Raw genomic sequence first — 12,885 nt, forward strand, 5'->3', positions numbered from 1 at the left:
CTTGTTTTTAGTCAATTTACTAAGACAAAGTAGCTAAATATTTACTTCTTTCAAATTTCATCTCAAATCATAGTTAAATTCTTGATAAATAAATTATTTAGAGTTAAACTGTTGGTGATTTGTTGAATTTGATTGAGCAAATCTTACATCCAAAAACATTAACAATAAAAATTTAAATTTAGAATGAGGTTTTACTTCATGGAAAATGTTGTCGTACATATTATCTCACATAGTCACTGGGACCGTGAGTGGTACTTGCCTTTTGAAAGCCACCGTATGCAGTTGGTGGAATTATTTGACAATCTCTTTGATCTCTTTGAAAATGACCCTGAGTTCAAGAGCTTCCATTTGGATGGTCAAACCATTGTCCTTGATGACTACTTGGAGATTCGCCCTGAAAATCGCGACAAAGTCCAACGATACATCGACGAAGGCAAACTTAAAATTGGTCCTTTTTACATCTTGCAAGATGACTACTTGATTTCAAGTGAAGCCAATGTCCGCAATACCTTGATTGGTCAGCAAGAAGCTGCAAAATGGGGCAAATCCACTCAGATTGGTTACTTCCCAGATACTTTTGGAAATATGGGACAAGCTCCTCAAATCCTTCAAAAATCAGGCATTCACGTGGCAGCCTTTGGTCGTGGTGTGAAACCGATTGGATTTGACAACCAAGTTCTCGAAGATGAGCAGTTTACTTCCCAGTTTTCAGAAATGTACTGGCAGGGTGCGGACGGAAGTCGTGTCCTCGGTATCCTCTTTGCCAACTGGTATAGTAATGGGAATGAAATCCCAGTTGATAAAGACGAGGCCTTGACCTTCTGGAAACAAAAACTGGCAGACGTGCGTGACTATGCTTCGACCAACCAGTGGTTGATGATGAACGGCTGTGACCATCAGCCTGTCCAGAAAAATTTGAGTGAAGCCATTCGTGTGGCAAATGAACTCTTCCCAGATGTAACCTTTGTTCATAGTTCTTTTGATGAATATGTTCAAGCTGTGGAAAGTGCCCTACCAGAGCAATTATCAACGGTTACAGGTGAGTTGACCAGTCAGGAAACAGACGGCTGGTACACACTTGCCAACACTTCTTCATCTCGTATTTATCTCAAACAAGCCTTCCAAGAAAATAGCAACCTCCTAGAGCAAGTTGTAGAACCCTTGACTATTATCACTGGGGGTCATAACCACAAGGACCAGTTGACCTATGCTTGGAAAACTCTTTTGCAAAATGCGCCGCATGATAGCATCTGTGGCTGTAGCGTGGACGAAGTTCACCGCGAGATGGAAACTCGTTTTGCCAAGGTCAACCAAGTAGGAAACTTTGTTAAGAGCAATCTTCTTAACGAATGGAAGGGTAAAATCGCTACAGCTAAGGCTCAAAGTGATTATCTCTTTACTGTCATTAACACAGGCCTGCATGATAAGGTCGATACTGTCAGCACAGTGATTGATGTGGCGACTTGTGATTTCAAGGAATTGCACCCAACAGAGGGATACAAGAAGATGGCTACTCTTACCTTGCCAAGTTATCGTGTGGAGGACTTGGATGGGCGTCCTGTAGAGGCTAAAATCGAAGATCTTGGGGCTAATTTTGAGTATGATTTACCAAAAGACAAGTTCCGCCAAGCTCGTATTGCTCGTCAAGTGCGCGTGACCATTCCAGTTCACCTAGCACCTCTCTCTTGGACAACCTTCCAATTGCTGGAAGGAGAGCAAGAACACCGTGAGGGTATTTACCAAAACGGAGTGATTGATACGCCATTTGTAACGGTCAGTGTGGATGACAACATCACAGTCTATGACAAGAAAACTCACGAAGCCTATGAAGATTTTATCCGCTTCGAAGACCGTGGTGACATCGGAAACGAGTATATCTATTTCCAACCAAAAGGAACAGAGCCCATCTATGCAGAGCTTAAGGGCTACGAGGTCTTGGAAAACACAGCTCGCTACGCTAAGATTTTGCTCAAACATGAATTGACCGTGCCTGTCAGTGCAGATGAAAAGCTAGAAGAAGAGCAAAAAGGCATCATCGAGTTTATGAAGCGTGAGGCTGGACGGTCAGAAGAATTGACAAGCATTCCTCTTGAAACTGAGTTGACTGTCTTTGTTGACAATCCACAAATCCGTTGCAAGACTCGCTTTACTAACACTGCCAAAGACCACCGTATCCGTCTCTTGGTCAAGACTCATAACACGCGTCCAAGCAATGATTCTGAAAGCATCTATGAGGTGGTGACACGACCAAACAAACCAGCTGCTTCATGGGAAAATCCTGAAAATCCTCAACACCAACAAGCTTTTGTTAGTCTGTATGACGATGAAAAAGGTGTGACTGTATCCAACAAGGGATTGAATGAATACGAAATCCTTGGGGACGACACTATTGCAGTGACTATTCTGCGTGCGTCAGGTGAGTTGGGTGACTGGGGCTACTTCCCAACACCAGAAGCTCAGTGTTTGCGTGAGTTTGAAGTTGAGTTTGCGCTTGAATGCCACCAAGCCCAAGAACGCTTCTCAGCCTATCGTCGTGCTAAAGCCTTGCAGACACCATTTACCAGCCTTCAGCTTGCTAGACAAGAAGGAAGTGTGGCTGCGACTGGTAGCCTCTTGAGCCATTCCGTTCTCAGCATACCGCAAATCTGTCCAACAGCCTTTAAGGTAGCTGAAAATGAAGAAGGCTATGTTCTTCGTTACTACAATATGTGTAGTGAAAATGTACGTGTACCGGAAAGTCAACATCTCTTCCTTGACCTACTTGAACGACCATACCCAGTTCATAGAGGCCTCATTTCACCACAAGAGATTCGTACAGAATTCATCAAAAAAGAAGAAATTTAATTTCAAAAAGTAAACATAAAAAGAAAGGAGGGGCGAAAAGGTAAGAACTAACTACTGATTCGCCCCTTTTTATGGTAAAAACAATGACCATTGCAACGATTGATATCGGAGGGACTGGAATTAAGTTTGCCAGTCTGACTTCTGATGGGAAAATACTGAATAAGACAAGCATTCCAACGCCTGAAAACTTGGAGGACTTACTAGCTTGGCTAGATCAACGTTTGTCAGAACAGGATTATAGCGGGATTGCTATGAGCGTTCCAGGCGCTGTCAATCAAGAGACAGGTGTGATTGATGGCTTCAGTGCGGTGCCCTACATTCACGGATTTTCTTGGTATGAGGCGCTTAGCTCTTATCAGATTCCTATCCATCTGGAAAATGATGCCAACTGTGTTGGACTCAGTGAATTGCTAGCTCATCCAGAACTTGAAAATGCAGCCTGTGTCGTGATTGGGACAGGGATTGGCGGAGCCATGATTATCAATGGTAGACTTCATCGAGGTCGCCACGGTCTGGGTGGGGAATTTGGCTACATGACCACCCTTGCTCCTGCTGAAAATCTCAACAACTGGTCGCAACTAGCGTCAACTGGAAATATGGTGCGATACGTGATTGAAAAATCTGGTCAGACTGACTGGGACGGTCGCAAGATTTACCAAGAGGCTGCAGCTGGGAATGCTCTTTGCCAAGAAGCCATTGAGCGCATGAACCGTAATCTGGCGCAAGGCTTGCTCAATATTCAGTATCTCATCGATCCAGATATCATTAGCCTAGGCGGTTCTATCAGTCAAAATCCAGACTTCATCCAAGGGGTCAAAAAAGCTGTCGATGATTTTGTAGAAACTTACGAAGAATACACGGTTGCATCCGTTATCCAAGCCTGTACTTATCATGCAGATGCCAATCTCTACGGTGCCCTTGTCAACTGGCTACAGGAGGAAAACCAATGGTAAGATTTACAGGACTTAGTCCCAAACAAACTCAGGCAATCGACTTGCTGACAAAACATATCTATTTTCCAGATGTGGAAGTGGCAGTCGCTCAATCTGACCAAGCCTCTATCTCTATCAAGGGTGAGGGTGGTCACTATCAACTAACCTATCGCAAACCTCACCAACTTTATCGTGCCTTGTCCCTATTGGCAACATCCCTAGCAGAAGGTGACAAGGTAGAGATTGAGGAACAGGCGGCTTATGAAGATTTAGCCTACATGGCTGACTGTTCTCGAAATGCAGTGCTGAATGTGGCTGCTGCCAAGCAGATGATTGAGGTCTTGGCTCTCATGGGCTACTCAACCTTTGAGCTCTACATGGAAGACACCTACCAGATTGAAGGGCAGCCTTACTTTGGCTATTTCCGTGGAGCCTACTCAGCTGAGGAATTGCAGGAAATTGAAACCTATGCCCAGCAGTTTGACATGATCTTTGTGCCATGTATCCAGACCTTGGCTCACTTGTCAGCCTTCGTCAAATGGGGTGTCAAAGAAGTCCAGGAGCTCCGTGATGTGGAGGATATTCTTCTTATTGGCGAAGAAAAGGTTTATGACCTGATTGATGGCATGTTTGCTACCCTATCTAAACTGAAGACTCGCAAGGTCAATATTGGGATGGACGAAGCCCACTTGGTTGGTTTGGGACGCTACTTGATTCTGAACGGTGTTGTGGATCGTAGTCTCCTTATGTGCCAACACTTGGAGCGCGTGCTGGATATTGTTGACAAATATGGTTTCCACTGCCAGATGTGGAGCGATATGTTCTTTAAACTTATGTCAGCAGATGGGCAGTACGACCGTGATGTGGAAATTCCAGAGGAAACGCGTGTCTACCTAGACCGTCTCAAAGATCGTGTGACCTTAGTTTACTGGGACTATTATCAGTATAGCGAGGAAAAATACAACCGCAATTTCCGCAATCATCATAAGATTAGCCATGATCTTGCCTTTGCAGGGGGAGCTTGGAAGTGGATTGGTTTCACACCCAACAACCATTTCAGCCGTCTCATTGCTCTTGAAGCCAATAAAGCCTGCCGTGCAAATGATATCAAAGAAGTTATCGTGACAGGTTGGGGAGACAATGGTGGCGAGACAGCTCAGTTTTCTATCCTACCAAGCTTGCAAATCTGGGCAGAACTTAGCTATCGCAATGACCTAGACCGTTTGTCTGCTCACTTCAAGACCAATACTGGTCTATCGGTTGAAGATTTTATGCAGATTGATCTTGCCAACCTTTTACCAGACCTACCAGGAAATCTCAGTGGCATCAATCCCAACCGCTATGTCTTTTATCAGGATGTTCTCTGTCCGATCCTTGACCGACACATGACACCTGAACAGGACAAACCGCACTTCGCTCAGGCTGCTGAGATGCTCGCTAACATTAAAGAAAAAGCTGGCAACTATGCCTATCTCTTTGAAACTCAGGCCCAGTTGAATGCAATTTTAAGTAGCAAAGTGGACGTGGGACGATGCATTCGTCAGGCCTACCAAACAAACGATAAAGAAAGTCTGCAAGAAATCGCAAGACAAGAATTACCAAAACTTAGAAGCCAAATTGAAGACTTCCATGCCCTCTTTAGCCACCAATGGCTGAAAGAAAACAAGGTATTTGGCTTGGATACGGTCGATATCCGTATGGGCGGACTCTTGCAACGCATCAAACGCGCAGAAAGTCGCATTGAGGCTTATCTGGCAGGTCAGCTGGACCGTATCGATGAGCTAGAAGTGGAAATCTTACCATTTACTGACTTTTACGCAGATAAGGATTTCGCAGCCACAACAGCCAACCAGTGGCATACCATTGCGACAGCTTCAACCATCTACACGACCTAAAACAAGAACACTGTGTCTTATATATAGTGTTTCTCGTGAAACATCCCTTTCTTAAAAAAGTACTCCACATAAAATAATTTGTGGAGTTTTTTCTATAATTAGTAGTTTAACCTAACCTTCAAATAGGAGTATACTAATAATGTAATCGTTATCAAAAGTCTAAAAAGGAATTTTTAGATGGATATCAAAATAAAAAAGGGAGGAAATTATGAATAAGTTTTCAAAAACCTTGAGAGACAATTGGATCTTTCTCTTGATGGTTTTACCAGGGGCACTCTGGTTGATTCTATTCTTCTACATTCCAGTATTTGGAAACGTGGTTGCCTTTAAAGACTACCACATGACCAGTAATGGATTCATAGATAGTATCGTGAATAGTAAATGGGTCGGACTCGATAATTTCAGATTCTTATTTAGTTCAAAAGACGCCTTTATCATTACTCGAAATACTGTCCTCTACAATCTCGGCTTTATCTTTATTGGCTTGATTGTATCTGTAGGGATTGCCATCATCTTAAGTGAACTCCGTTCTAAGAGAATGGTTAAGATCTTCCAAACTTCCATGTTGTTCCCTTACTTCTTGTCTTGGGTTATCATCAGTTTCTTTACAGATGCCTTCTTAAACATTGATAAAGGGGTATTCAATCATTTCCTAGAGTCTATTGGGATGAAGGAAGTCAATTTCTACGCTGACTTGGGTATCTGGCCATATCTCCTACTTTTCCTAGGTATTTGGAAAGGCTTTGGATATAGCAGTGTCATGTACTATGCGACAATCATGGGAATTGATCCAACCTACTACGAAGCAGCAACAGTGGACGGGGCTAGCAAATGGCAACGAATTCGCAATGTAACCATTCCGCAGTTGACACCATTGGTAACCGTATTGACCATCCTTGCAGTCGGGAATATCTTCCGTGCAGACTTTGGTCTTTTCTACCAAATCCCCCACAATGCTGGTCAGCTTTATAACGTAACCAATGTCTTGGACGTATATGTTTATAACGGTTTGACTCAGACAGCGGATATCGGGATGGCTTCAGCGGCAGGTCTCTACCAATCAGTTGTCGGCTTGATTCTGGTTATCCTATCAAACTTACTGGCACGACGAGTTGATCCAAACTCAGCCTTGTTCTAGAAAGGAGGAGAATATGGCAGAAAAGAAAATTAAAAAAGAAAAAATTGATAATGTCGGCATTCACTCCTTCAGTAAGAAAGCAGATATCTTCTTCAGTACCATTTCTGGTTTGGTTGCCCTCTCTTGTATCCTACCCTTTGTATTTGTTATCGTTATTTCGGTGACAGATGAAAAGAGTATCCTCCAAAATGGATATAGCTTCTTCCCATCTCAATTTGGATTAGACGGTTTTGAGTTCTTGGCACAATTTAAGGATAAAATCCTCCAAGCCCTCTTCATCTCAGTCTTTGTAACAGTGGTGGGGACTATCACAAACGTTTTTATCACAACAACCTATGCCTACGCTATCTCACGGACAACCTTTAAGTATCGCAGATTCTTTACAATCTTTGCCCTTCTTAGTATGTTGTTCAATGCTGGTTTGGTACCGGGCTATATCGTGGTAACTCGTTTACTTCAACTTGGTGATACAGTTTGGGCCTTGATTGTTCCAATGCTTCTCTCACCATTTAACATCATCTTGATGCGTTCCTTCTTCAAGAAGACCATTCCAGAAGCTATTCTAGAATCTGCTCGTATCGATGGTGCTAGTGAGGCTCGGATCTTCTTCCAAATCTGTTTGCCATTGTCACTACCAGGTATCGCAACCATCACGCTCTTGACAGCACTTGGTTTCTGGAATGACTGGTTCAACGCCCTTCTTTACATTAAGAGTGATAACTTGTACCCATTGCAATATTTGCTCATGCAAATCCAACAAAATATGGACTACATCGCAAAAGCAGTCGGCCTATCTGGTCAACTGGGAGTTGCTCTACCAAAAGAAACAGGACGTATGGCCATGGTTGTGGTCGCAACCCTTCCAATCGCGATTCTGTATCCATTCTTCCAACGCTACTTTGTAAAAGGTTTGACTATCGGTGGCGTGAAAGAATAGTGCTTGTTGAGAAGAACATTTCTCGTTTCCAAACTTCCCTTGCGTGAAGTTAATACTCTTCGAAAATCTCTTCAAACCGCGTCAACGTCGCCTTGCCGTAGGTATGATTACTGACTTCGTCAGTTTCATCTACAACCTCAAAACAGTGTTTTGAGCAGTCTGCGGCTAGTTTCCTAGTTTGCTCTTTGATTTTCATTGAGTATAAGATCATTACATTGTTTATAAGTTTAAAAATAAAAAAAAGGAGTTTTTGTCATGAAAAACTGGAAAAAATATGCTTTTGCATCTGCTAGTGTAGTCGCTTTGGCTGCTGGTCTTGCTGCTTGTGGAAATCTTTCAGGTAACAATAAGAAAGCTGCTGATTCAGCTTCAGGTGATAAACCTGTTATCAAGATGTATCAAATCGGTGACAAACCAGACAACTTGGATGAATTACTAACAAATGCAAATAAAATCATCGAAGAAAAAGTTGGTGCAAAATTGGAAATCAAATACCTTGGATGGGGTGACTACGGCAAGAAAATGTCAGTTATTACATCATCTGGTGAAAACTATGATATCGCCTTTGCAGATAACTACGTTGTAAATGCACAAAAAGGTGCTTACGCTGACTTGACAGAATTGTACAAGAAAGAAGGAGCAGAGCTTTATAAAGCACTTGACCCAGCTTACATCAAGGGAAATACTGTAAACGGTAAGATTTATGCAGTACCAGTTGCGGCTAACGTTGCATCTTCACAAAACTTTGCCTTCAACGGAACTCTTCTTGCTAAATACGGTATCGATATTTCAGGTGTCACTTCATATGAAACACTTGAACCAGTCTTGAAACAAATCAAAGAAAAAGCTCCAGATGTAGTGCCATTTGCGGTTACTAAGAACTTCATCCCATCTGATAACTTTGACTACCCAGTTCCAAATGGACTTCCATTCGTTATCGACCTTGAAGGGGACACTACTAAGATCGTAAACCGTTACGAAGTGCCTCGCTTTAAAGAACACTTGAAGACTCTTCACAAATTCTATGAAGCTGGATACATTCCAAAAGATGTAGCAACAAGCGATACTTCATTTGACCTTCAACAAGATACTTGGTTCGTTCGTGAAGAAACAGTAGGACCAGCTGACTATGGTAACAGCTTGCTTTCACGTGTTGCGAACAAAGATATCCAAATCAAACCAATCACTAACTTCATCAAGAAAAACCAAACAACACAAGTTGCTAACTTTGTCATCTCAAACAACTCTAAGAACAAAGAAAAATCAATGGAAGTGTTGAATCTCTTGAACACTAACCCAGAACTCTTGAATGGTCTTGTTTACGGTCCAGAAGGCAAGAACTGGGAAAAAATTGAAGGTAAAGAAAACCGTGTTCGTGTCCTTGATGGATACAAAGGAAACACTCACATGGGAGGATGGAACACTGGTAACAACTGGATTCTTTACATCAACGAAAACGTTACAGACCAACAAATTGAAGATTCTAAGAAACAATTGGCTGAAGCTAAAGAATCTCCAGCACTTGGATTCATCTTTAACACTGACAGTGTGAAATCTGAAATCTCAGCAATCTCTAACACAATGCAACAATTCGATACAGCTATCAACACTGGTACTGTAGACCCAGACAAAGCTATTCCAGAATTGATGGAAAAATTGAAATCTGAAGGTGCCTACGATAAAGTATTGAACGAAATGCAAAAACAATACGATGAATTCTTGAAAAACAAAAAATCATAAAATCAATTGATTTCGTGTATTCATTCCTAACTCCTAAAAACTGAATCACTGTTTTCCTCAGGCTTATCTGGGGGAGGCAGTGATTTTTTGAAACGAGAGATCATAGATATCCATGTTTTTTTAATCACTATTTAACCATTCAGGAAATCTTAAGCACTATTTAGGATTTGGAGTAAGGATTTGGGGGAATATGGCTTATATTAGAGATGTTCCGAGTTTACAAAGGAGAGTTCATATGAAGAAGTATCAACTTGTCTTCAAAATAAGTGCAGTCTTCTCTTACTTATTTTTCGTATTTGGTCTTTCTCAGCTGACGCTTATTGTCCAAAATTATTGGCAATTTTCCTCTCAGATAGGAAATTTTTTCTGGATTCGAAATATCTTGAGTTTGCTATTTAGCGGAGTCATGATTTGGATTCTGGTTAAGACAGGTCATGGTTATCTCTTTCACATTCCAAGAAAAAAATGGCTTTGGTATTCGATTTTGACAGTACTAGTGGTAGTGCTCCAGATCTCTTTTAACGTTCAGACAGCTAAACATGTTCAGTCAACTGCTGAAGGTTGGGCTGTATTGATCGGTTATAGTGGGACCAACTTTGCTGAGCTAGGTATCTATATAACTTTGTTCTTTCTGACTCCACTTATGGAAGAGCTAATCTATAGAGGATTACTGCAACACGCCTTTTTTAAGCATTCGAGATTTGGCCTTGATTTGCTTCTTCCGTCAATTTTATTTGCTCTTCCTCATTTTTCAAGCCTGCCTAGTTTGTTAGATATCTTCGTCTTTGCAACATCTGGCATCATCTTTGCTAGTTTGACCCGCTATACCAAGAGCATTTATCCTTCCTATGCGGTGCATGTGATTAATAATATTTTCGCAACATTACCATTTTTGCTGACTTTTTTACATAGGGTGTTTGGGTAAAATATTGGTACGAGAGTTAGGAATGATAGTTTATCAAATTTATAAGTGAGTTTCAGGAGGAAAATGAGAATGACAACATTAAAATGGTTTGCCGGAGGAAGCGAACGGCGTTGTGAAGCCATGACTATCATAAATCATCTATTGGAAGATATAAAGGATACGCCTCAATTGACTCCCTTGAAAAATCAATTAGTGATTTATCAAAGAAGATTGAAGGACGATGGGACTTCTACTCCTTTTATATTGAGCCAAATGAATGTTGATATCTCACATGTGTTGATTGATAATAAGCTGATATTGTCAGAAAATCAATCCGAGCAGATCAAAAAATTGAGAGAATTATCAGCTATTCGCTATGGCTACTGATGAAGTGTAGGGACAGGTCGCTTTCTAAAAATTTCCAGTCAAATAAATTGCATTCGTTTTCTTAAGCAGGTATACTAGTATAGATAGATGAAAAATTCTGAAAATTTAAGAATAGAAAAGAGAACAAATCTTATGGCAAAAGATATTCGTGTCTTACTTTACTACCTTTACACTCCAATTGAAAATGCAGAGCAATTTGCTGCAGACCACTTGGCTTTCTGTAAATCAATCGGACTTAAAGGCCGTATCCTAGTCGCTGATGAGGGAATTAACGGAACAGTTTCAGGTGACTATGAAACAACTCAAAAATACATGGACTACGTTCACAGCCTCCCAGGTATGGAAGACCTCTGGTTCAAGATTGACGAGGAAAGAGAACAAGCCTTTAAGAAGATGTTTGTTCGCTATAAGAAAGAGATTGTCCACCTTGGTTTGGAAGACAACGACTTTGACAACGACATCAACCCACTTGAAACAACAGGTGCTTACTTGTCTCCAAAAGAGTTCAAAGAAGCCCTTCTTGACGAAGATACCGTTGTCCTTGACACACGTAACGATTACGAGTACGATCTAGGACACTTCCGTGGGGCCATCCGCCCAGACATCCGCAACTTCCGTGAGTTACCACAATGGGTTCGTGATAACAAGGAAAAATTCATGGATAAGCGTGTCGTGGTTTACTGTACAGGTGGCGTTCGCTGTGAGAAATTCTCAGGCTGGATGGTCCGTGAAGGCTACAAAGATGTCGGCCAATTGCACGGAGGAATCGCAACTTACGGTAAAGACCCAGAAGTTCAAGGTGAACTTTGGGATGGGAAAATGTACGTCTTTGACGAGCGTATTGCCGTAGATGTTAACCATGTCAACCCAACTATCGTAGGGAAAGACTGGTTTGATGGAACACCATGTGAACGTTATGTCAACTGTGGAAATCCATTCTGTAACCGTCGTATCTTGACATCAGAAGAAAATGAAGACAAGTACCTTCGTGGATGCTCACACGAGTGCCGTGTTCACCCACGTAACCGCTATGTTTCAGAAAATGAATTGACACAAGCAGAAGTGATCGAGCGCCTAGCCGCTATCGGTGAAAGCTTGGATCAAGCAGCTACTGTATAAGATTAAACAGTCCTCAGGGGCTGTTTTTCTATGCTTTTTACTCAAAAATCTAAAGTTTGTTTCTGTATCTTTCAGGAAAATAAGGTATACTATATGTAAACGATTTCAAAGGAGTCTAGTTATGACGAAAACATTTTTTATTCCAAATAAACAGAGCATTTTAGGAGAACAAGAGATTTTGACTGCCAAGTCCGTCTTGGCCTTGCTAGATGGTTTGGAGTCACATAGCTATGATGCTGTCTATCTCCGTCAGCCTCTTAACCGTCTTGAGTATATCGAGTGTGCGATAGTGGGGCAATCACAATTTCTCTTTAAAGTTAGCTATGCTGATGATCAAAAGGCTTACCGTGTCGATCTTCCTGACCTACTCACGAAGACAGACTGGCAGATTATCAAATCATTTTTAGATGCTCTGCTTGCTTACACAGGAACAGAGATTGAAGGGCTAGATGATTTTGACTTTGAAGCCTATTTCCAAGCAAGTATTCAAGCCCATCTAGCAGACACTGCAGCTCGTTTTACGATTTGTCAAGGAATTTTTAATCCTGTTTTCTTTAGTCATGAGGATTTGAAAAGCTTTTTAGAGGAAGATGGCTTGGTACAGTTTGAAGCACGTGTACGTGCGGTTCAAGAGACCGATGCTTACTTTGCAAGAGTTTCCTTCTATCAGGATGGAGAAGGCCAAGTGCACGGTGTTTACCATCTGGCTCAAGGCGTCAAGACCGTTTTTCCGAGAGAACCATTTGTACCTGCTGCCTATATTGAGCAATTGGTGGATAAGGAAGTCCAGTGGGAGATTGACTTGGTTCAAATCACAGGAGATGGCTCTAAACCAGAAGACTATGAAGCCATTGCCCGCTTGGACTATGCAAAATTCCTAGAGTCATTACCATCAGCATCTTACCACCAACTAGATGCCAATCAATTAGAAGTGCAACCCATCTTAGACAAAGATTTTAAAGCATTAGCACAAGAAGAGTAAAGCAGAA

Annotated in this window: 10 protein-coding genes; all 10 read left to right on the forward strand. The window is 41.7% G+C overall.

Features of this window, described 5'->3' with window-relative positions:
- Positions 1-198: 198 nt before the first annotated feature.
- The 10 genes from FJN11_RS00445 to FJN11_RS00495 all read left to right on the forward strand — a co-directional run bounded on the left by FJN11_RS00445 (position 199) and on the right by FJN11_RS00495 (position 12,878).
- Positions 199-2,844, forward strand: a complete 2,646-nt coding sequence (locus tag FJN11_RS00445) for an alpha-mannosidase (RefSeq protein ID WP_140223810.1) — start codon at positions 199-201, stop codon at positions 2,842-2,844.
- Between the two features lie 83 nt (positions 2,845-2,927).
- Complete coding sequence (locus FJN11_RS00450; protein ID WP_181146368.1) at positions 2,928-3,797, forward strand: ROK family protein; 870 nt, start codon at positions 2,928-2,930, stop codon at positions 3,795-3,797.
- A complete protein-coding gene (locus tag FJN11_RS00455; RefSeq protein WP_140223812.1) occupies positions 3,791-5,671 on the forward strand; it encodes a beta-N-acetylhexosaminidase in 1,881 nt (626 codons plus the stop codon). The genes FJN11_RS00450 and FJN11_RS00455 overlap by 7 nt, the downstream gene beginning before the upstream one ends.
- A 208-nt stretch (positions 5,672-5,879) precedes the next feature.
- The gene (locus FJN11_RS00460) at positions 5,880-6,809 is read left to right on the forward strand and encodes an ABC transporter permease (protein ID WP_004254906.1); all 930 of its coding nucleotides are present in this window, start codon (positions 5,880-5,882) and stop codon (positions 6,807-6,809) included.
- 13 nt (positions 6,810-6,822) lie between these two features.
- The gene (locus FJN11_RS00465; RefSeq protein WP_000818353.1) at positions 6,823-7,746 is read left to right on the forward strand and encodes a carbohydrate ABC transporter permease; all 924 of its coding nucleotides are present in this window, start codon (positions 6,823-6,825) and stop codon (positions 7,744-7,746) included.
- Between the two features lie 255 nt (positions 7,747-8,001).
- The gene (locus FJN11_RS00475) at positions 8,002-9,486 is read left to right on the forward strand and encodes an ABC transporter substrate-binding protein (RefSeq protein WP_049491181.1); all 1,485 of its coding nucleotides are present in this window, start codon (positions 8,002-8,004) and stop codon (positions 9,484-9,486) included.
- 235 nt (positions 9,487-9,721) lie between these two features.
- Positions 9,722-10,411 carry a CPBP family intramembrane glutamic endopeptidase gene (locus FJN11_RS00480; RefSeq protein WP_140223813.1) on the forward strand — a complete coding sequence of 230 codons (690 nt, stop codon included), beginning with the start codon at positions 9,722-9,724 and terminating at the stop codon, positions 10,409-10,411.
- 69 nt (positions 10,412-10,480) lie between these two features.
- Positions 10,481-10,777: a bacteriocin immunity protein gene (locus FJN11_RS00485; protein WP_181146369.1), complete on the forward strand. Its 297-nt coding sequence runs from the start codon at positions 10,481-10,483 to the stop codon at positions 10,775-10,777.
- A 132-nt stretch (positions 10,778-10,909) separates the two neighbouring features.
- Positions 10,910-11,896, forward strand: coding sequence for an oxygen-dependent tRNA uridine(34) hydroxylase TrhO (gene trhO / locus FJN11_RS00490; RefSeq protein ID WP_140223815.1), 987 nt, complete (start codon positions 10,910-10,912; stop codon positions 11,894-11,896).
- Positions 11,897-12,017: 121 nt separating this feature from the next.
- A complete protein-coding gene (locus FJN11_RS00495) occupies positions 12,018-12,878 on the forward strand; it encodes a DUF4299 family protein (protein ID WP_140223816.1) in 861 nt (286 codons plus the stop codon).
- Positions 12,879-12,885: the final 7 nt, after the last annotated feature.

Origin of the sequence: Streptococcus symci (genome assembly GCF_006385165.1) — a bacterium.
GTDB classification, from domain to species: Bacteria; Bacillota; Bacilli; order Lactobacillales; family Streptococcaceae; genus Streptococcus; species Streptococcus symci.